The organism is Thiorhodococcus minor, assembly GCF_010820565.1.
Lineage (GTDB): Bacteria > Pseudomonadota > Gammaproteobacteria > Chromatiales > Chromatiaceae > Thiorhodococcus > Thiorhodococcus minor.
In genome coordinates, this window is sequence record NZ_JAAIJQ010000004.1 from 63,038 (window position 1) to 84,699 (window position 21,662).

The following is a 21,662-nucleotide window of genomic DNA, read 5'->3' on the forward strand; positions in this document are numbered from 1 at the left end:
GCGGCCCGCCCCGCGCGCGGGCCGCCGCACCAGTCTCCGGAGTGAATCCCGATGCCCCAGTTCCGCTATGGTCATGCCGCTGGCGCCGATTGGCGCCAGGCGGCGATCGACTGTCTGACTCAGATCGGTCAGGTGCCGGAGCAGGCGAATCTCGGGATCCTCTACGCCACGGATGCCGTTGCTGACGATCTGGAGGACCTCTTGGGCCTGGTGCGTGCCTCGACCGGGATCGAGCACTGGGTCGGCGCCCAGGGCGGGGGCATCTGCGCGACAGGGGCCGAGTACTATGAGCAGCCCGCCGTTGCCCTGATGCTCGCGGAGCTCACGCCGGACGCCTTTCGCGTCTTCAGCGTCCCAGGTGGAGACATGGCCGAATTCGATGCGCTCAACGGCGCCTGGATCGCCGACCGGCAGCCCTTCATCGGGCTGGTGCATGGCGATCCGGCCCATGGGACGATCGAGGAGCTGGTGCGCGAGCTTGCGCGGAGCACGACGACGGGGTTTCTCGTCGGTGGCCTCGGAAGCCCTCAGGGGGGAGGCAAGAGCATCGCCGACCGCTGCAGCGCGGACCCGCTCTCGGGTGTTCTGCTCACCGACAGTGTCGCGGTCACGACCGCGCTGACGCAAGGCTGCTCGCCAATGGGGCCGACCCACGCCATCACGGATTGTCAGCGCAATATCCTGATCGAGATCGATGGCCACCCGGCGCTGGACGTCATGCGCGGAGACATCGGCGAGGAGCTGGCCTCGGACTTGTCTGAGCTAGGCGACAATGTCTTCGTGGGGCTGCCGATTCGCGGCTCGGACACGGGGGACTACATCGTGCGCAACCTCGTCGGCGTGGACCCGAATCACAGTCTCCTCGCCGTTGCCGAGCTGGTCGAGGCGGGGCAGCAGATCGTCTTCTGCCGTCGCGACGCCGGGACCGCGAAGGAGGATCTCGACCGCATGCTGACGGCGATCAAGCGGCGGCTCTCGGGTAGGCCGCGCGGCGGCATCTATGTGTCATGCCTGGGCCGAGGCGCCAACCTGTTCGGGCCGGGCTCGGCCGAGCTCAAGCAGATCCAAAGAAGGCTCGGTGACTTCCCGCTGATCGGCTTCTACGCGAACGGTGAGATCTCGCAAGACCGCATCTACGGCTACACGGGCGTGCTGACGCTCTTTCTCTGAGCGGCGCGGTCGAGGGCGCTCTGGCCCCACCGCAAAGCGCGGCAGGCTGCCACGGCGCCATTGTGCCTGCGCGCCCTGTCCGGGGGCTGAGTCGCGCTGGGCTAGCGGGCGAGCGCCGTGATCAGGTTGTAGCAGACCTCCGGATCCTCCGACATTTCGACGAAGCTCAGGGTGCGCACCTGCCAGGCCTTGAAGTCGAAGCCCTGATCCATGTGGCTCATGTTGCGGAACCCCATGCTCCAGTCGGCGAAGGCGCGTCGCGCGATGGGCCCTTCGTAGAGGGTGCGTATCGAGTGATGGCGCGGGTCTTTGGCGATGGTTTCGACGAGCGTCTGAACCTGCTGGCGGCTGCCTTCGAGCACTTGCAGAAATGAGCCGTTGAGATAGAGCAAGAAGCCAGTGATGCCCTGACTGCGGTTCTTGGCGCGCGAGCCTTGCAGCAAATCGCTGAGCGCCCGGTCGCTCATCGGCTCGCTGGCAACGCTGACATAGAGCAGGGTATAGAGCGCGTCGGCTGGCTCCGCGGCTTGGCTCGCGCTCTGCGTCGCGAGCAGTTGCTCGAGCTCGGCCGGAGGCATGGGGCGATAGAAGTGATAGCCCTGGACGTAGTTGCAGCCGAGGTCGCGCAAGTAGCGCAGCTGGCCCTCGGTCTCCACGCCTTCGGCGACGACCTTGAGCTGCATGGCGCGCGCCATGCTGGTGACGGCCGAGACGATGGCCTTGCTGTCTTGCTCGCGCTCGATGCCGTCGACAAACTCACGGTCGATCTTAAGCGTGCTGACCGGCATCCGCAGCAGCTGGGAAAGGGACGAATAGCCGGTGCCGAAGTCGTCGACGGCGACATGCATCCCGAGGTCCGCGAGCTGCTTCAGGATGTCAAGATTCCGGCTCACGTCGGTCATCAAAGAGGTTTCGGTCAGCTCGAGCAGGACGCGGCTGGGATCGGCGCCCGTCTCTTCGAGGATAGCGGCCACGCTCTGGACCAAGGTGTCGTCGTTGAGCTGTCGCGCGGACAGATTGACGCTGACATAGGGCGCGCGCTCGGCGAAGCGTGCGCGCCAGGCCGCCTCTGCGGCGCAGGCCTGCGCGAAGACCCATTTCCCGATCGGGACGATGGAGCCCGTCATCTCGGCGATGGGAATGAAGCGGGCCGGCGGGATCTCGCCCTCCGCGGGCAGCCAGCGCAGCAGCAGCTCCGCGCCCCGGACGATCTCGCTTTCGGTGCCGAGGATGGGCTGGAAACGCACCTGCAGCTCGCCGCGCTCGATGGCCTGTCTCAGCCCGTTGGTGATGTCCAGGCGCTCGCGTACCTGCTGGTGGATCTCTTCGCTGAAGAAGCGCCAGCCGTCCCGGCCGTGCTCCTTGGCCTTGTACATGGCCGCATCCGCGTTGCGCAGCAGGTCGTCCGCGCTGTGCGTGGTGCCATGGCCCATGGCCAGGCCGATGCTCGCCGTGGCGAAGAGCTGGTGCCCCTGCACCTCCAGGGGCGTGCGCAGCATCTCGTTGATGCGCTCGGCCAGTGCGGTGAGGGCGTTGGGCGACTCCACCCGATCGCAGAGGATGACGAGCTCGTCGCCGCCCAGGCGTCCGACGGTGTCACCGGGACGCACCTGGTCCAAGAGCTTCCAGGCGATCATCTTCAGCAGGTCGTCTCCCGTGGCATGGCCGTGCGCGTCGTTGACGAGCTTGAAGCCGTCCAGGTCGATGAAGAGCAGGGCGACGCCGTGACTCTGGCGCTTCGAGCGCAGCAGGGCACGGGTCAGCTGATCATGGATCAGCGTGCGGTTCGGCAGTCCGGTGAGCGAATCATGCGATGCGTGCCAGACCAGCTCGTGCTCGGCGAGCTTGCGATCCGTGATGTCGTTCAGCGTCGCGACCAGTAGCCACCTGCCATCGACCCGGATCTTGGAGATGGAAACCTCCGCGGGAAAGACGCTGCCGTCCTTGCGCAGCCCCGTGACCTCGCTGCGCAGGCCCATGGGGCGCTCCGTCATGGCGCCGCGGACGAAGCCAGCGACCTGGTGGGCGTGCTGCTCGCGGTACTGAGGCGGTACCAGCACGTGGACGCTGAGGCCGATCAGCTCCTCGCCGCCGTAGCCGAACAGCTCGCCGACGCGCCGGTTCGCCTTGATGACGATGCCCTCGGCGTCGGCCGCCAGGATGGCCACGTCCGCCATGTCCAAGACATGGCCGCATGCCTCGCCCTGTGGCACGAGACGGGCGCGGGTGTCCATGCAGGCCAGGGTGTATCCAGCGATCTCCCTGTCGCGATGCCGCAATGGCTCGGCCACGACGGCCAGGCGCTTCAGCGTCCCGTCGGCGCGGCGCGCGGTCAGGGTGCCCCGCCATTCCGGGGCGCGCGTCAGCGTCGGCGAAATCTCAGCGAGCCGGGCCTCGTCGTCCCACAGGGCAGTGACTGGGAGACCAATCAGCTCCTCGTCCTCCGGCAGCCCCCAAAGGGTGCGCAGGGTCGGATTGAAGAGCGCGATCTTGCCTTCGCTGTCGACACCCGCGATCGCGACGGAGAGACCTGGCTCGGTCGTGGGCTCTCCCCCGCTCGGGCCAATCTCCGCGCGCTCGAGCGGGGGCAGGCAATAGCGGTAGCGCTCCGGGATCACCGGCTGGCGCGCGCCGAAGTGCTTGAGCGTCTCGAAGCTGCCGTCGAAGCTGCAGCGGGCCAGATAGTCGTTCACCTGGGCGTGATGCGTCAGGGCGTCCATGCGCACCTTGCCCTGGGGACCCTCGACCTGGACCTGCTCCAGGCAGCGCACCAAGGCCGCTGGGTCCAGCGACTCGGCCGTGCCCGCCGCTTGTGCGAGGGCGTGGATCGCGAGGTAGGCGGCCTCGCCGTGGCTCGTGACCACGGTCTTGCCGGCGCCCGGGGCGGCTTGCGCCTCATTCAGCGCCGCGATCGCCCTCAGAAAGCGCGCGTTGGCGGCTGTCTCGACGCTCATGAAGTAGGCGCCGCTCGCGTAGAGACCCTCGCGGACCTCGGGCGGCAGCATGGCGGCAATGGCCTCGTCGAAGTTGCACATGACGACGGCGAAGTGCTGTTTGAGGCCGAGCTGGCAGAGCCGTTTGAGAAAGCGGATTTGGGTCTCGCCCTCGAAGAAGGGCATGACAATGTCCGCCCCCGAGCATTTCACACGCTCCAGGATCGGGTCCGTTCGCTCGATCTCGGTCCCGACGAGCTCCATACCAAGGACGTCGCCGCCTTGCTCGCGGAGCAGTCCCGCCGCCGTTTCCATGGTGGTGCGCTCCCACTCCTGGCCGCTGCCGACGAAGAACATCTTGGCCCCGACGACCTTCGCCAGGTGGCCGATCATGCGCTCGGTCTGCTGGTTGGGCAGGGCGCCGAAGGAGAAGAAGTAGCGCCCGTAAAGGCTACCCTCGTAGAAACTGCAGTTCAGATAGGGGCTCTCGCGCGGCTCGGCGACCTGTGTCGCCACGGCGGAGCGGGTGTTGGCGGGAAGGTTTGCGACCAGGGCCACGCAGCCGAGGTCGAGGAGGCGCCGGGCGGTCTGGATCGCCGTCTCCGGAAGTCCGCCGTCATCCGCGATGATGAGCTCGACAGGCTTGCCGAGGATGCCGCCCGCGGCATTGAGCTCGTCGCAAGCGATCTGGGTCGCCAAGGACATTTCCGGCCCATAGAGCCCTCCGAGCCCGGAGAGCGGAGGCATGACGCCGATGCGGATGGAGGTGCTGAAAGGCTGTGACATGGCAGGTCTATCCAAGGCAGGCGAGGGGAGAAGTCATGGCCCGTCGATCTCGCATTGGCGGTCTGGCGACGCCGCTAGGCGGTGGGCGTATCCGGCGAGCGGAAGCGCGCTCGGAGCGCGATCGCCGCGTTGGTAGCATCTGGGCTCGCCGACCGCAAGAGACCTCGGCGAAGTCTGGCCGCGTCACTTGATCGGGCTCAATCCTCGCGACGATCGGCGAGGCCGGTCAGCTCCCAGAGGCGGTCCAGCTCTTTCCTCAGCGCGGCGATCTCCGCTTCCAAGGTCTGGATACGCGCACTCGCATGGGGGCCGGACCTGGCGGCGTCGTCCGCGTGCGCTTCCAGCTCGCTCGGGTCGGGCGCGCCGCATAGGAGGTGCGCGAACCTCTGCTCACGCTTGCCGGCTAGGCGCGGCAGCTCCATCGCCAGGGCCCGCTCGCGCTCCATCAGGGCTTGAAGCGCCTCGTTGACCGCTTCCAAGCCCGGCAGATCGGCCATCCGCGCACAGTTGGTACGCAGCTCGCCTTGGGTTTGCGGCCCGCGCAGCATGAGTGCGCAGAGAATGGCCTGCTCTTCGCGGCTCAGGAAATAGGCCCCGACCATCTTGTGATCGTAGCGCTCGGTCCTCCCCGAGAAGCTGGCATGCACCAGCCCCTTGGTCTGCAGCTGCCCCACGGCATGTCCGACCTCGCCCGGCGAGAGGCTCATGACGGGGTGTCTAGCGCTCTTTTGGTTGCAGGCGCTGACCAGGCCATTGAGGGTGAGGGGATATTGATCCGGCGTCGTGCGCTGCTTCTCCATGAGACACCCGATGACGCGGGCCTGGACGGGCGTGAGCAAGGGCTCGAGGTTGGCGGTTTCCGGTTGGCTGGGCATCGGCTTGGCGGCTCTTGACGGTCAATACGGGGGGATCGGGACACGGTCGCTAGAGGACTGCTCCAGAGCACTCTTTTACACAGTCGATGCACCTGCGTCTAGCGCGCCTGCGGCGCGCTGGAGACCCCTTGCGGCCTCGCGCAGTCGTTTCAGCAGCTCGCCGCGGCCCGATGCCTGGAGCAGCTCGACCAGCTCGCCGACGGGACGCAGCTGGCGAGCCGCGGCAAGCAGCAGCCGGGCGCTCTCGAGGTCCAGCTCGCCGCGGGCGACGGCGGGGCCGAGATACCTTCGGGTCAGGTCCGCGAGCAGTGGCAGACTCGCCGTGAGGGAGCGGTCCCCGTCGACGAAGGCGCTCAGCTCACGGCTTTGCGCTTGGCTCAGTGCAATTCCCTCGGTCTGGCCGGCTGCGGGGAGCCGAATTGCGAGCGCGACCGCGACCCCTGGATCCAGCCCGCGCAGCGGCCCGGCCAGGAGGGTCCGCAGGGCCGACTCGAGCCGCGCTTGCGCGCGGCGGACCAAGTCTGCCCCGGTATCGCTGATGCCGAGGAGGGAGACGACCGCATGCTCGCCGCTGGCGGCGTTGCGGCTGCAGCCGATCTGTACGGGACGATGGCCGCAGCGGTCCCAGAACCGGATCAGTTCCGGTGTCCCGCCGAAGCTCGCGCCCAGGCAGTCCATGTCCTCGTTCCTGGCCTGCTGCTGGATGGCCTCTAGCAGCTGGCGCCCGAGGCCGCGGCCCTGTGCCGCCGGATGCACCGCGATACGGACGATGCGCAGATAGGCGTGCTCTGTAGCATCCGGGAGCCCGGCATGCGCCGAGAGCGTCTGTGGCAGGAGATGTCCGCGTGGGCGCCGGCTTCCGCGAAAGATGGCGTCGCGAAGCTCGGGCTCGGTGAAGCGGCCCTCGCGCGCCGCCAGCAGAGCCCCGACGACAAGGCCCTGGTGCCGCGCGACCAGGATCCGGATGTTGGGGCCGTCGAGCAGCATGCGCAGGTCCATGGGGCGGGTCTGATAGTGGGCCAGGATCAGCAGCCCAAAGACCTGTGCGAGCAGGGGCTCGTCGCGGGCTAGGCGGTCGCGGTCGAGGGCGATGCAGTCGCACGCCTGCGGCGCGGTCGCTGTCACGCGCGCGTCAGGCGCAGGTGCGGCGTCGAGCAGCAGCATCCTGAAGACGAGGTCTTCGAGCGGGTCGTCTCGACCCCAGCGGATCGGCTCCTCCAGCTCCAGGGTGCGCCAGTCCGGCGCGACGCGGTCGAGATGCTGGCGAAAGCGGATATCGAAACCTCGGCCCGTCCCTTCGTAGCCGTGGATCGTGGTCGCGAAGACGAGGCGGCCATAGTGTGCGACCAAGGTCTCCAGCAGGGGCGCGGGGATGCCGGCGGCCTCGTCGACCAGCAAGAGGTCCGCTGCGGGTACATCGGACGCGACATCGGCCGGGGCGAGGAAGGCGAGCCGCTGTCTCGGCTCGCCATGCCTCGCCAGCGCGCTGTCCAGGACGGCATGGGCGTGGCGGAAGACTGTCTCCACCGCGGCTCGGCTCGGGGCCGTGACCAGGATACGCCTGTCGCGCTCGAGCATGAGGCGCCCGGCCGCGATCCCCAGGGCGGCGCTCTTGCCGCGCCCACGGTGGGCCTTGATCACCAAGGGGCGGTGGGCACGGCCTCGGGCCGTCTTGATCACCGCCTCGACGGCTTCCGCCTGATCCCGAGTGCATGGCTGGGTCAAGCGGTTGGCGTGGCGCTCTGCGGGCCTCGGGGGCTCGGGGTCTGTCGGGGAGGGCTGGGCGTCTCGCGCCAGGACGGGCGTGTCGCTCAGCGCGCCGCCGGACTGATCGAGATGGAGCACGCGGGGATCCGCGCGCAGTACGCGCACTAGCCGCTCGATGAAACGTCCGCTCAGGTCAGGCGCCGAATGGGGCCAGACGGCAATGCGCTCGGCCTGCGGGTCGGGGAGACGAGGCCAGGGATCGAGCGGCGGCGTCATCAGAATCAGCACGCCGCCGCCGACGATGGCTCCGCTCGCGGCAGCGAATCCGTCCGGATCGAAGCCGCTCTGCGCATCATAGATCAGGAGGGGAATGTCTTGCCCCAGGAGTGCTGTGGCGGACCTGAGGGGGAGGCGATCCTTGCACTTGCCTGGCTGGTCGGTCAGCCACACTGGCTGTGGGTCGGGAAGTGCGCCGATCAGCGCGATGACGCTCGCCTGGATCCAGGCGGGTGACCCGCTGACCAGGATGCAGAGTCGATGGCCCAGCGGTCCGGCCTCGCGCAGCCGCCGCCTCAGGGCCTCGCCGATCTGCCGGGGGCTTGGAGACGACTGCGTCTCGGAGGCTGCAGTCGACTCGGCGTCTGACGTCACTGATCCATCGCGCCCGTGACAGGCACGAAGCGGACGGGCAGCAGATTCTCGCGGACGAGCTCTCCCTCGTCCGTCTTCGTGAAGAGGGCAAGCTGCTGGACCCTGCCGGGCTCCCCCATGGGGATCACTAGGCGGCCGCCCGTCGCCAGCTGATCCACGAGTGGCCGGGGAATGCGCGGCGCCGCCGCGGTGACGATGATGCCGTCGAAGGGGGCGGCTTCTGGCCAGCCTTGCCAGCCATCGCCTGAGCGCACATGGACATGCTCATAGCCCAGAGCTGCGAGCCTGGTAGCCGCCTGCTCGGCGAGCCGTGGGACGATCTCGACCGTATAGACCTCGACCCCCATGGCGGCGAGGACGGCGGCCTGATAGCCGGACCCGGTTCCCAGCTCGAACACCTTGTCGCCCGGCCCGACGTCGAGCAGCTGACTCATGATGGCGACGATGTAGGGCTGAGAGATCGTCTGTCCGCTGCCGATCGGAAGTGGCGAGTTGAGATAGGCCAGGCCTTGCCGGTCGGCTGGGATGAACCTGTGGCGCTCGACCTCCAGCAGCGCCGTTTCGACCGCTGGGCTCAGTTGGGCGAAGCCAAGCTCGCCGGCCGTGGCGCGGACCTCGGCCTGGATCTGGCTCACCAGGTGTCGGCGCTCCTCAGTCATCTCCGGATTCCAGGCCAATGCGCAGGTCGTCAGGACAGCGCCAAGCAGGGCGCCGAGCAGCCGTAGGACCTGCTTGGCGATGGGTGCGATCAGAGACATCGGGCCGATTCTCGCTCATTGAAGGAAGGCACCATGGGCGTTGAAGGACGCATCGCCGACGACCTACTTGAAGAGATCTTCCGCTGCTTGGCGCAGTGCTTCGGGGGCGGAGACCCCGGGGGCTTGGTCCGCGGTCGGGCTGCTTGGCTCGAACAGCTCGCAGAAGTTGGCCGCCGTCTTGTCGAGCACGCGCTCGACCATGGGCTCCATGCACTCCTGCGGGCGGCCGGGCGCGAAATGTCGGCAATTGCGACAGCATCGCGTCGGCCTGCCGCAGCCGATGCAATTGGTCTCGCGCCCGTAGTCTGGTATGCACAGCGCCTGCCCGCAGCTCCAGCAATGGCCTATGATCTCGTCAGACATCAGTTGTCTCCGCGGCGATGTCGAGCCCGAGGTGCTCGAAGCCCTGACTCTGATTGTTCAAGATTTGCTGGGATTTTCAAGCGGCACGCGGTCGAGCGGGAGAGCCGGCTCGCTAGGCCCATAGGCGATTTCTGTCAATTCCCATACCATCTGGCTTGTCTTGACGCCCGCCTTCTGTGTCGCCCCGCCAGTCACATCGCCCAGCGATGCTCCTGTCGGCGCTCCTTGAAGGCGGACCTCAATCCGGCGCCACCTGGCATAAGAACTTCCGGCAATCGCCTTGGCGCCGCTGGCGGGCAATCAGGCCTTGTGCGACGACGCGCATCGCGCCCGTCTCCTGCAAGGCGCTAGGATTCGATGCGGCCGCGTGGCTGCGCCGCTCATTCAGGTATCGGCCGGTTTCAGTGCAATGCACAGAGAGAAGATCTGATGCGCTGGATGCACGAATCCATGGCGAGGGGGATTTTCTCGCCGGACTAAGGAGATGTCCACATTCTACTTCCCGCCTTGTGGGCAGACGGTACCGACCGAATCGGGAAGTAGTTCCTGGACAGTCACTAAGGCGATTTCCGAGAATCTTCGTCACAAGCGCGATTCGATCACCCGCCGTCAGGCAGACATTGCGCCGCCCCTGCGCGACCGAGCCTGCTCCGACCGTCCCAGTCGCGGCGGGGCGGCGCTCCCACGGATCGAGCGGCTGACCCGATCCGACATGGCTCGGCCGAGCCATCAAGCCAGCCCGTCGACCTCTTCTCTGGTATGAGCGCTCCTGGAAATCGCCTAAGATGGGATCGTCGATCTGCGCCAGGCGCAGCTCAAGCAGACGCGGCCGGAGTGTCGCGTCTGCGCTCGTGATACCCGTCGGGTCGATCCCTCGCCGACGGGACTCGCGCAGGGCGACACCCTTCTCAGCCCGGGCCGTCCCGCTCCGGGTCGCTGCTCCGCCTCGAGTAGCGCCGTTGGCGCACTCGGGCTACGCACGACCCTACGACGAATGACTCTACGGCGTGTGTGACTGCGCTTTGCATATTGCCTTCACGACGAAGGACTCACGTCCTTCGTCATTACGGCAATACGCACGCGCACACGCCTACCCGGGACGTGCCGGCCTCGCGCTTTGCGGTTCCCTGGCCGGCAGCGATCGAGAAGGCGCGCCTCCTGGCGCGCCATATGATCGAGCCGGGCTTCACCAACGGCCGCTGGGCGGTCATGGTCGATAAGCCCATGGAAACCGCGTCGGCGCTGGTCTACAGCAAGGAAGCCGGTCAAAGGTACCCGATCGAGATCGTCTCCACGCTGGCTGCTGCCGCGAGCTTCCTGGGCAAGGACTTGAGCGGCCAGGGCCTGGCGTGAGCGAGCTCCGCCGCGCGCCTGCCCGCGTCAGTGCGCTGGCGGCACCCCGCCATGCGGGGCGAGCGACCGCGGCGGCTAGCGCGGCTTGGCGCCGATGCCGCGCTCGCGCGCGAAGTCGAGCATTCGCTGGATGGGCATGACGGCCCGCTCCCGCACCTCGGCGTCGATCTGGATCTCCTGATCCCAGGTCTGAAGGACCCGCTCCAGATTCTGTAGCGCGTTCATGGCCATCCAGGGGCAGTGCGCACAGCTCTCGCAGGTCGCGCCTTCGCCGGCCGTGGGCGCTGGAATCAGCTTCTTGCCCGGCGCGAGCTGATGCATCTTCCAGAAGATACCCGCGTCCGTGGCGACGATGAACTCCGGATTGGGCATCTCCGCGACCGCCTTGATGAGCTGTGTCGTCGAGCCGACCACATCGGCCTGGTCGACGACCTCGTCCGGCGACTCCGGATGGACCAGGACCGCGGCATCCGGATGGAGCTTGCGCACACGCTCCAGCGCGAATGACTTGAACTCTTCGTGGACGACGCAGGCGCCATCCCAGAGCAGCATGTCCGCGCCCGTCACGCGCTCGACATAGTGTCCGAGATGCTTGTCCGGGGCCCAGAGGATCTTCTTGCCCTCGGACGCCAGGTGCTCGACGACCGGAAGGGCGATGCTCGAGGTGACCACCCAGTCGGACCTCGCCTTCACCTGGGCGCTGGTATTGGCGTAGACGACGACGGTGTGATCCGGGTGGGCATCGCAGAACGCCCTGAAGGCGTCGGCGGGGCAGCCCTCGTCCAATGAGCAGGTCGCGCCGAGGTCGGGCATGAGGACGCGTTTCTCCGGATTGAGGATCTTCGCGGTCTCGCCCATGAAGCGCACGCCGCAGACCACAAGGGTTTCGGCATCGCTCTCGGTCCCGAACCGAGCCATCTCCAGCGAGTCGGCGACATAGCCGCCGGTCTCTTCCGCGAGCGCCTGCAGATCGGCATCCGTGTAATAGTGGGCGACTAAAACGGCGTTCTGCGCGGCAAGCAAGGCGCGAATCCGGTCCTTCAGCGCATCCTTTTCACCCGGGCTCAGCGTCGGCCACTGTGGATGGGGGGGCACCTTGACGCTTGGCGCCCGGGCGGTGGATTCATGCGGACCCGCATGGGTCGAGCTAGGCATGGTCGTGCTCCGAGTCGTCGTCAACCGATGGTCTCGCGTCAGGCTGTGCGTGACTGGGCTCCTCCTGCTCGCGAGGTCGAGCCAGGGTCTGCGATGGGCCTGGGCGAGCGCGTACCTCTGCAGTGAGAGGCGCGCATCCTGGTAATCATTATGGCCGCTCATGCGGCCGAGGAAGGATTAGCTCGTCTCGGGTGTCAGAACTGCTTCGGACTCCGAGGTCTCCGTCGAGCCCGACCGGCTCGCGGGATTCCCGATCCCATCGCTGATCCCCCGGGGATTGGTGAAGCGCTCGTTGAGCGTCTGGATATAGGTCTCGCAGCCCTGCAGCACCTCGTCGATCTCGGCGCGCGCCTGCCCGTTCCATCCGAACGGCCGACCGAGCAGTATGGTGCGCCAGAAGCGCGTGTTCTGCTGGAAGCAAGACAGCACATTGCCTGGCGGCTCGCTCTTGGCGATCTGCTTGCGCAGCCAGGGCATGACGCTGAGCGCGGCGATGCGGCGGATCCCGAAATGGATCCCGAGCACCAGCAGCACCAGCGCGCCCTCGAGACTAGGAATGCCCCAGGGGATGGATTGCACGATGTCGAGCCAACCGGCGTGATAGCTGAGCCCCTGCCACTGCCCGAGCTTGAAGCTCCCGGCGAGCAGGCCGATCGCCAAGGCACCGAAGATCAGGACGTCGGCGGTCAGGGTGCGGCGGCGCCAGCGCTGCATGGCCGTTTCGAGAAGCGGGATGGAGGTGCGATGGAAATCCGTGGCGCATTTGCGTAGCGAGGCGATGATGCGGTACGCGCGCTCCACCTCCACTTGCTCCATGCGCTTGTAGATCTCGGCAAGGTCCTCGTCACGCTTCTTTTCAAAGCGCTGACGGCGCTGCTCGTCCGAGATCTGGCTGGACGCCTCTGGACTGTAGATGGTGAAGAAGCGTCCAGCGGTCAATCCGGCCTCGCCCATGGCGCGGACCCAGGCCGCGACCACGTCCTCCGGGTTGTCCTCGCTGGCGGCCGTGTCGAGCTGGTTGAGGATGTAGAGGAACTTGCCGGAGTCGGAGCGATTGATGGTGTCCGAAACCAGGTGCTTGAGGGTGTCACGCATGGCTCCTGGCTCGGGATGCCGCGCATCGAAGAAGACCAGCACCAGGTCGGAGAGATCGATCATGTGATCCGTGATGCGCAGCACGGCCGTGCGCTGAGCGTCGGCGTCGAAGCCGGGGGAGTCGATGATGATCTTGCCGCGCAGTCGCTCGCTCTTGGAGGTCTTGAGCTGCAGATAGGCGTCGATGCGGCTGCCTTCGCCCCCCGCGACCTCTTCGATATCGTGCGACATGCGGAAGAAGGGAAAGCGTGGGTCGGAATCGAGCGAGACGCCCGGAAGGGTGCGGCTCGCTTCCTCGGGGCTGTAGACGATGACCGTGAAGCGGTCATCGACGGCCTGATTGCCGGTGCGCTGGAGCTTTCTGCCGAGATAGCTGTTGATGAAGGTCGACTTCCCGGCCGAGAAGGTTCCGAGCACCGAGATCAGCGGCCACCAGGGGATCTGGGTCGCGAACGACTGGTTGCGGTCCAGCAGCTCCATGCGATAGGCGACTTGGTCGACGGCGCGGAAGCTCTGCACGGCGCTGAGGAGCACCGGGTTCTCCTGCTCGAGGTGTGATTCCAAATCCTGGAGGCGCTGCTGGAGGGCGTCGGCCGTAGACGTCATGGGTCAGAATCCTCGGTTTGCGTAGCGGTCCGCGCGTTATCAGGAACGGACCCGTTCGGCGGGTTTTGCGGTCTCTGGGTCAGATGCATGCGCGCAGGCTCGCGTCTGAGCCCGGCGATCGGCGGACCGCGATGTTACAACGATCGCGCCGGCTAACGATAGTGAGTTGTCCCGTGAGCCAAAATTCCGGCCCGAATCTGGACACTGCGGGCAGGGCGCGAGCGCGGCTCGGCTTGAATGTCGAGCTTCGCTGAATGCATACTGCGCAACTGCGTCGCGCGTCCTCGAGGCAGGCTCGGCACGGGCCGTTTACCTTGCGTGCTCGGCAAGGCTGCGAGGGATGCGCCGACCACCCTCCCGAAACAATCGATTTGAGCGATATCGATTTGAACAATAAGGGCTGCCGCGGTTTCCAAGTCGCTGAGACGCCGCGAGCCTGAATCGTCGACCCGAGTGCGATCCACCTCTTCGGGCGACGCTCTCCATTGAATAGCGTTTGGTGTGTAGTCCGATGGGAACAAAGATGAAGAACGCTTCTGCTGCCTGCATGCTCGTCTTGGCCGCTGCCGCGCTCCCCGGGTTTGCGCTGGCCGTCCCTGGCGAGACCTTCGTCGTTCAGCAGGCGCAAGGGGCTCCGACGGTATCCCTTGGCGGTACCGTGGTTCCCTACAAGGAGGTGACACTGGCGGCGCAGCTTCCGGGTCGGGTGACCTACCTCGCGGGGCGCGAGGGTGACGCCTTCGACGAAGACGAGCTGCTGGTCGCCATCGGAGACGAGGAGCTGGTGGCCAAGCGCCGCGCCATCTTGGCGCAGATGGCTGCCGCCGATGCCCAGCTCCGCAATGCCGGTGTGCAGTACACGCGCGAGCTCTACTCGCCGCGCTCGCGCACCTCCCCGGGTGGCATGGGGCTGCCCAATCTCTTCGATCAAATGTTCACCCGGCCCGTCGAGAGCTTCATCGGCGATCGCGATCAGCGCGCCGAGCGCTCGGCAGATGTCTACGCCTCCGGCATTCAGATCCAGGAGGCCCAGAGCGCCATGCTGCGTCTGCAGGCCGAGCTGCAGGCGCTCGATTCCAAGATCCGCGACGCCCGCAGCATCGCGCCATTCGACGGGGTGATCGTGAAGAAGTTCATCGAGGTGGGCGACACCGTCCAGCCCGGCCAGCCGCTGCTCAACTATGCGGACGTCGAATACCTCCAGGTCGAGGTCGACGTGCCCGCACGCCTCAGGCCAGGGCTGCGCGAGGGACAGATGCTGCAAGCAGAGATCGATCCCTCGAACCGGCGTGTGCCCATCAGGGTCGCCCAAATCTTCCCGATGGCCGACCCGCAGCGCCACACGGTGACCATCAAATTCGACCTGCCTCAGGGCGTCTCGGAGCCTGGCATGTACGCCAAGGTCATGGTGCCGGACTTCAACGCGCCGGCGCGCTCCAGTCCGGTCATCCCGAAGAGCGCGGTGCGCTACAACGGGAGTCTGCCGGGCGTCTATGTCCTGGCCGAGAGCGGGCAGCCGCAGCTGCGGCTGATCCGCGTGGGTGAGGAGCTCAGCGGCGGCTTCATCAGCGTGCTGAGCGGGCTCAGGCCCGGGGAGCGGATTCTCGCCAATCCCGGCCCGCGGGTCTCCGCCGGCTGGGCGAAAGGGGCTTCCCCCGACCGCTAGCGCGCCTTGCCGGTGCAAAACGCGCCCATTGCGACGCTCTGGAGCAGGCCTGGAAAATCTGGATCGGATATGAGCCAAGATCTCCCCTCGAACGCTGAAAACAGCCCGACATCCTCCCTGAGCGAGGAGGGCCTCGGGATCGCCGGCCGCACGGCCAAGACCTTCATTCGCTCGCCGCTCTCGCCGCTGTTCTACTTCGCGATGCTGATGATGGGGCTGCTGGGCCTCTTTCTGACGCCGCGACAGGAGGACCCGCAGATCTCGGTGCCCATGATCGACATCATGGTGCAGTACCCAGGCGCCTCGGCGCAGCAGGTGACCAATCTCGCGGTCCAGCCGCTCGAGCGGATCATGAGCGAGATCCCAGGTATCAAGCATGTGTACTCGGCCTCGCAGCGCGGGCAGGGGCTGGTGACGATCGAGTTCGAGGTCGGCGAGGAGATGGGTCCCTCGCTGGTCAAGGTCAACGATAAGCTTGCCTCGAACATGGACAAGATCCCGCCCGGGGTCATGCCGCCGCTGGTCAAGAGCAAGGGGATCGACGACGTGCCCATCGTGACCCTCACGCTGTGGTCCAAGGATCTCGATGACGACGGGACGCCGGACGTCGACGACGCCCAGCTCAGGCTGCTGGCGCAGGACGTGCTGCAGGCGCTCAAGCAGGTCAAGAACACAGGCAATGCCTTCATCGTCGGCGGACGGCGCGAGCAGGTCACCATCGACGTCTCGCCCGAGCGGCTCGCTGGCTACCGCATCAGCCTGGATCAGGTCGCCCAGACGCTGAAGAGCGCCAATGCCGAGCAGACGGCCGGAGGCGTCGAAGTCAGTGGCGCGCGCTTCTCCGTGACGACGGGTGCCTTCCTGACAGGTGTCGAGGACATCAGTCGGCTGGTCGTCGGTACCTACAACGATGTGCCTGTCTACATGCACGACGTCGCTCGCGTCAGCCTGGGGCCTGAGGCCGATGCCTCGCAGATGGTCAGCTACTACACGGGGCCGGCCGCCGATGTCGAGGAGCGCGCCGATGGGCGGCCCGCGGTGACCATCGCGGTCGCCAAGAAGGAGCTGACCAACGGCGTGACGGTGGCGAGCGCCATCATCGCGCAGGTCGAGGAGCTGCGCGGGTCGCGTATCCCGAACAACGTCGAGGTCAGCATCACCCGCAACTACGGCAAGACGGCTGACGACAAGGTCGACGAGCTGATCTTCAAGCTCATCGTCGCGACCTTCTTCGTCTTCGTGCTGGTGCTGGTGGCCTTCCGCGCGCTCAAGCCGGCCCTGGTCGTCATGCTGGTCATCCCTGTGGTGCTCTTCATGACGGTCTTCGTCGCCTGGATCTGGGGCATGACGATCGACCGCGTGAGCCTCTTCGCTCTGATCTTCTCCATCGGTATCCTGGTCGACGACGCCATCGTGGTGGTGGAGAACATCTATCGCCGCTGGCTCGAAGAGGGGAGGACGGATGACGACACGGCGGTCGACGCCGTGCGCGAGGTCGGCAACCCGACCATCCTGGCCACCTTCACCGTCATCGCGGCGCTGCTGCCGATGGGCTTTGTCAGCGGGATGATGGGGCCCTACATGGAGCCGATCCCGAAGCTCGGCTCGGTGGCGATGTTCATCTCGCTGTTCGCGGCATTCGTCTTCACGCCCTATCTCGCCATCTCCAAGGTGCTGCGGCCGTCGATGCGCTATCTGACCGCCGCGGAGAAGCGCGAGCATCGCGGGGCGGAGCGCCTGGAGCGCTTCTTCCGGAGGATCCTCACGCCATTGATGGAGGATCCGCGCAAGCGGCGCCGCTTCCGTTTGGCGCTCTGGGGCACCTTCCTCTTCACCTGCTCCTTCTTCTACTTCCACTGGGTGGCGGTGAAGATGCTGCCGCTCGACAACAAGCCGGAGTTCTCGGTCGTCATCGATATGCCCGAGGGCACGGCCTTGCCGGTGACCGCCAATCTGTCCCACCGGATGGCGGAGCGCCTCAAGACGATCGACGAGGTCACGGCCGTTCAGCTCTATGCGGGCACGGCGCGGCCCTTCGACTTCAACGGCATGGTGCGCCACTACTACCTGCGCTCGGAGCCCTGGCAGGCGGAGCTGCAGGTTCAGCTCAAGGACAAGACGGAGCGGGCGCGCAGCAGCCATGAGATCGCCGTCGAGGCGCGCGGCCTTCTGACGCCGCTCGAGGACGCGGCCGGTGCCCGGATTGCCGTCGTCGAGATGCCTCCGGGGCCGCCCGTGCTGCAGTCCGTCGTGGCGGAGATCTATGGGCCGAATACCGAGGTGCGGCGGCAGTTCGCGCGCGATGTCACCGAGATCTTCGAGCAGGCCGAGAGCACGCGCGACGTGGACAACTATCTGCGCGACCCCTTCGACTATTGGCGTTTCAGCGTCGATACGGAGAAGGCCGTCCGACGTGGTATCTCGGTCGACACCATCAACCGCAATCTCTCGATGGCGCTCGGCGGGACCCCGCTCGGCGATATCAAGCAGCAGACTGGCCGGCAGAGCGGCCACGAGCCTATCCGAATCATGCTCCAGGTGCCGCTTGCCGAGCGCTCGCAGATCCAGCGCCTGGGCGATCTGCCCATTCAATCGACCTTCGGCTATACGGTTCCGCTCAGCGAGCTCGGCGAGTTTCAGCGCGCTCCGGAGGAAGACATCATCTTCCACAAGGATCTGCGCCCCGTGGAATACGTGGTGGCCGACGTGGGCGGGCGGCTCGCGGCGCCTGTCTACGCCATGTTCCAGATCCAAGACCTGATGGCGGATTACGTTGCCCCGGAGGGATCGCGGCCCGCCGAGGGCAGCGCCTTCAGCGACGCCTTCAACTGGCTAGGTCCTCCAGCGGACGATTCTCAGCCCGCCTGGGAGTGGGGTGGCGAGTGGACGGTGACTTACGAGACCTTCCGCGACATGGGCGCGGCCTTCATGGTCGCCCTGCTGCTGATCTACATCCTGGTGGTTTGGGAGTTCGGCAACTTCAGAATCCCCCTGATCATCATGGCCCCGATTCCCTTGACGCTCCTGGGGATCATTCCGGCGCACGCCTTCATGTTCGCATTCGGCATGGGGGGCGAGTTCACCGCGACCTCGATGATCGGCTGGATCGCGCTTGCCGGCATCATCGTGCGTAATTCGATCCTGCTGGTCGACTTCGCCATTCATGAGATCCAGAAGGGCGTTCCGGTTGCCGAATCCATGATCCGCGCGTGCAAGATTCGGACGCGTCCCATTCTCATTACCGCGCTTGCCTTGGTGGCTGGCTCCAGTGTCATCATCACGGACCCCATCTTCCAAGGGATGGCCATCTCGCTGCTGTCCGGGGTGCTGGTCTCGACCATGCTGACCCTGATCGTGATCCCGCTCGGCTGCGTGGCCGCGAAAGAGGATATGTGCAAGGTCGCCGCGGCCAGCATGCCTGCGGGTGGCGCTCTGCCTTGTCGCCTGGAGGTGGAGAGCGTTGGCGGGAAGCGGAAGCCTGAGACAAAGAAGAAGAGCAGCGGCATTGCATACCGCGCCTGGGGAATCCTGGTCGAGACCGTCGTTTTGTCCTTCTATGCCGTGCGCGGGATCTTTCTGCTGCTCTTCGATTACCTCAAGGGCCTGAAGAAGACCAAGAAGCCTGCCAAGTCCGGTCAGCGGCCCGCGGCCATGAGCGCAGTCCAGAGCGCGGCCGTCGCCGTGCCGCGCCCGCAACAGCAGCGCGCACCGGCAGAGGCCAAGGCCGCTACTCAGGGATCCGGAGATGACGACCAGCCAAGGCCGGCGTCGGCGCCCAGGACGGCACCCAAGAAGTCCGCGAGCAAGAAGACGGCGACGAAGAAAGCCGCGACCAAGAAGACAGCGACCAAGAAGAAGGCCGCGAGGTTGGGCGCTGGAACGGCAACTGGGACTTCTCGTGCGAAGACGACTCAGCAGCCAGTAGCCAAGAAGGCGGCGCGCAGGGGGATCCGTCTCAAGGATGTGGAGACGGGCTCTGATTCCGGGAGTGATGAGTCCTGAGCGCCTTATCCTCTAGGGGAGTGCGCCTTTGTTGGGTTGTCGTGTCGTCGGGTCGGCTTCTGCGGCATGAGGGCGATCCGATGCCCGGCCCGCAGGCTTGCCGGGCAGGCTCGCATCCGCAAAGGCACCGCGGCTGCGCCTTCGTCGGCATGGGGAGCGTGATTTTTCTGGTCTATGGCCTGCTGGGAACGGGCGTTTGCGCCGAATGGAGAGGCCAGCCTGGGTGGAGCCAGCCGACCGACAGGGAGCCTGCCTGGAGATCCCGACCGGATGAAGTCGCCCCGCATACCGCTGCGCCGTGGCGCGACGACCTGCGGGGGAGGGATTGGCAAGACGATGGCACCGATGCCTATTCGGCGCCAGTGGACGGGCGCTATTCCGGTGGGCGATCCGCTCGCCCTTCATCGCCCTACGAAGCCGGGTTTGAGCGACCAGCCCTGGCTGGGCAGCCGGATTGGCGCATTGCACCGGATGCAGACTACGCAGATGCCATCTGGTCGCCAGGAGGACGGGCGGCGCGAGATCCTGAGATCGAGCTGGATTTGGGCGGGCTGCCCACCTATGGTGCGGCAAGTCGCCCGCAGGCGGGCTCTGCCGATTTCCGCTTCCGCCGCGATCCGGCGCTGCCCTCGGTGAGGTCGCCTGACAGGCCATGGGGAGAGCAATATCGCTTTCGCCCGCTCGAGCGCGGGGAGGGGCGTCGCGGCGCTGGCTCCGAGACACATTGGAGACCCTGGAAAAGCGACTCAGGGGATCTCCCGCCGGAGGGCGATCGGGGGCGGAGCAGCCTCTTCGATTCCATGTCCGGGAGTGCTGGCTCGCCACCGGATCCCTATTCTCCATGGCGCCCCCGTTGATATTTTGTTTGACTTGGCACGGCGTTCACCCAGGCGCGCGGTCGGCGCGGCCGGGGCCGAAGGATCCACAGGAGTATTCATGACAATGAGACCACACGAGGGGAATCGGTAGCATGAGAATCCAGAAGCGACTGCAGTTGGCGGCGGTTTTGGGCGCGGCCTTGACGGTTTCGGCGCAGGCGGAGATCGCCGGGACTCAGTTTTCGGCAGACATGGTCAGCCGCGGGCCGGATGGCCAGTCGACGACCGGGAAGATGTATGTCGGCGATGACCGGATGCGTGTCGAGATGTCGCAGCAGGGTCGCGACATGGTGCGCATCACCGACCAGAAGAATGGAATGGAATGGATCCTCTTCCCGGAGCAGAAGGGCTACATGGAGCGTGAGATTCCCCAGGACGCGCGGAGCGACTCGCCGATGTCTCAGCTGTCGGCCGAGGCCAATCCGTGCGAAGGCGTCTCTGGTCTCGTTTGCCGTAAAGCCGGACAAGAGGAAGTCGCCGGCCGGCCGGCGATCAAGTGGGAGATGAAGGTCGAGCGCGATGGTCAGACCGCGACTGGCGCACAGTGGATCGACGTGGAGCGCGGCCTGCCGCTGAAGTATCAGATGCCGAACGGTCAATCCATGGAGCTCGAGATGCTGGGCTCCGAGACCATCGATGGCCGGCCGGTCGAGAAGTGGCAGATGACGACGACGGTTCCCAACAAGCAGCCGGTGCAGACCTTTCAGTGGTACGACCCCGAGCTGAAGCTGTCGGTGCGCGAGGAGTTTCCCGGCGGCTTCGTCCGCGAGCTGGACAACATTCGGGTCGGGGATCAGCCGGACGCACGCTTTCAGGTGCCCGAAGGCTACACGAAGATGGATCAGCCGCCGCAGCGCTGACGGATGACCTTCGGGGCCTGTCTCGGTCTCTTCGCCCGTCGGGAAGTGTTGATGGACTCCTGGCGTGCGGAGAGCCGTGTGCCGTTGCAGGTCCGCCGATTCGAGAGCTTTGGTGCCTTGGCTTCCGCGGCTTGTATGGATAGCGCAAGATGATCACGATCGTTGCCAGTCTCAAGGGCGGCTCGGGAAAGAGCACGCTGACCTTCAATTTGGCGGTCTGGCTCGCGATGGCGGAGGCCCGCGTCCTGCTGGTCGATGCGGATCCCCAGTGCACCTTGACCGATGTCGCCGCGGTGCGAAAGGAGGAGCGCTTCGATCCGATTCTCGAGGTGCGCGGGACCTCCGTGCTGAACGAAGGCCAGCTTCGCGATGCCGACGAGACCCTGGTGGACGTTGGCACCGCGGATATGGAGAGCCTGAGGCGGGCAATCGCGCTCTGTGATCGTGTCGTCGTGCCAGTGCCGCCCTCGCAGGCCGATATCTGGTCGACGCAGCGCTTCATCAAACTGATCTCGACGATCGAGCGGGACTCTCCGCCGGAGATCGTCGGTCTGATCAACCGTGGCGATACCCACCATGCGGTTCAGGAAACGAATGAGGCCGCGGCGGCCTTGGTCTCGCTTCCGGGGCTGAGATTCATCAAACCGAGACTGTCTCAGCGAACCGTGTTCAGACGCTCGTTCAGCGAAGGACTGGCCGTTTTCGAGCTGGAGCCCCGTGGCAAGGCGGCGCGCGAGCTCTTGTCCCTGACCGCGGCGCTCTACCCGCATCTTGTCGGTTAGCCGTTGGCGACGTTCGGCGGGA

At 66.2% G+C, this 21,662-nt stretch carries 13 protein-coding genes; 6 read left to right on the forward strand and 7 right to left on the reverse strand.

Annotated elements, in window-relative coordinates; translation table 11 throughout:
- Positions 1-51 precede the first annotated feature (51 nt).
- Positions 52-1,170 carry an FIST signal transduction protein gene (locus G3446_RS02225; RefSeq protein WP_164450765.1) on the forward strand — a complete coding sequence of 373 codons (1,119 nt, stop codon included), beginning with the start codon at positions 52-54 and terminating at the stop codon, positions 1,168-1,170.
- 101 nt (positions 1,171-1,271) lie between these two features.
- On the opposite strand, the gene G3446_RS02230 is transcribed toward G3446_RS02225, so the two are convergent.
- From G3446_RS02230 to G3446_RS02250, 5 genes are all read right to left on the reverse strand, one after another.
- Positions 1,272-4,889, reverse strand: coding sequence for an EAL domain-containing protein (locus tag G3446_RS02230; RefSeq protein ID WP_164450766.1), 3,618 nt, complete (start codon positions 4,887-4,889; stop codon positions 1,272-1,274).
- 197 nt (positions 4,890-5,086) lie between these two features.
- Positions 5,087-5,764 (reverse strand): YceH family protein, encoded by a 678-nt coding sequence (locus G3446_RS02235; protein WP_164450767.1) that lies wholly within the window; start codon positions 5,762-5,764, stop codon positions 5,087-5,089.
- A gap of 75 nt (positions 5,765-5,839) precedes the next feature.
- Positions 5,840-8,122: a tRNA(Met) cytidine acetyltransferase TmcA gene (locus G3446_RS02240; protein ID WP_342450011.1), complete on the reverse strand. Its 2,283-nt coding sequence runs from the start codon at positions 8,120-8,122 to the stop codon at positions 5,840-5,842.
- On the reverse strand, positions 8,119-8,880 hold the full coding sequence (locus G3446_RS02245; RefSeq protein WP_209262223.1) for a protein-L-isoaspartate(D-aspartate) O-methyltransferase: 762 nt from the start codon (positions 8,878-8,880) through the stop codon (positions 8,119-8,121). The genes G3446_RS02240 and G3446_RS02245 overlap by 4 nt, the downstream gene beginning before the upstream one ends.
- A 63-nt stretch (positions 8,881-8,943) precedes the next feature.
- On the reverse strand, positions 8,944-9,243 hold the full coding sequence (locus G3446_RS02250) for a hypothetical protein (RefSeq protein ID WP_164450768.1): 300 nt from the start codon (positions 9,241-9,243) through the stop codon (positions 8,944-8,946).
- A 1,170-nt stretch (positions 9,244-10,413) separates the two neighbouring features.
- Here G3446_RS02250 and G3446_RS02255 point away from each other — a divergent pair.
- The gene (locus tag G3446_RS02255) at positions 10,414-10,596 is read left to right on the forward strand and encodes a hypothetical protein (RefSeq protein WP_164450769.1); all 183 of its coding nucleotides are present in this window, start codon (positions 10,414-10,416) and stop codon (positions 10,594-10,596) included.
- A 75-nt stretch (positions 10,597-10,671) separates the two neighbouring features.
- On the opposite strand, the gene nadA is transcribed toward G3446_RS02255, so the two are convergent.
- Positions 10,672-11,751 carry a quinolinate synthase NadA gene (gene nadA / locus G3446_RS02260; RefSeq protein WP_164450770.1) on the reverse strand — a complete coding sequence of 360 codons (1,080 nt, stop codon included), beginning with the start codon at positions 11,749-11,751 and terminating at the stop codon, positions 10,672-10,674.
- 177 nt (positions 11,752-11,928) lie between these two features.
- Entirely contained in the window at positions 11,929-13,452 is a 1,524-nt protein-coding gene (locus G3446_RS02265; RefSeq protein ID WP_164450771.1) for a dynamin family protein, read from the reverse strand.
- Positions 13,453-13,975: 523 nt separating this feature from the next.
- Between G3446_RS02265 and G3446_RS02270 the strand changes: the two genes are divergently transcribed.
- The 4 genes from G3446_RS02270 to G3446_RS02285 all read left to right on the forward strand — a co-directional run bounded on the left by G3446_RS02270 (position 13,976) and on the right by G3446_RS02285 (position 21,640).
- A complete protein-coding gene (locus G3446_RS02270; RefSeq protein WP_164450772.1) occupies positions 13,976-15,118 on the forward strand; it encodes an efflux RND transporter periplasmic adaptor subunit in 1,143 nt (380 codons plus the stop codon).
- Between the two features lie 69 nt (positions 15,119-15,187).
- On the forward strand, positions 15,188-19,120 hold the full coding sequence (locus tag G3446_RS02275; protein ID WP_164450773.1) for an efflux RND transporter permease subunit: 3,933 nt from the start codon (positions 15,188-15,190) through the stop codon (positions 19,118-19,120).
- Between the two features lie 970 nt (positions 19,121-20,090).
- A complete protein-coding gene (locus G3446_RS02280) occupies positions 20,091-20,858 on the forward strand; it encodes a hypothetical protein (protein WP_164450774.1) in 768 nt (255 codons plus the stop codon).
- A 149-nt stretch (positions 20,859-21,007) separates the two neighbouring features.
- Positions 21,008-21,640 carry a nucleotide-binding protein gene (locus G3446_RS02285; protein WP_164450775.1) on the forward strand — a complete coding sequence of 211 codons (633 nt, stop codon included), beginning with the start codon at positions 21,008-21,010 and terminating at the stop codon, positions 21,638-21,640.
- Positions 21,641-21,662: the final 22 nt, after the last annotated feature.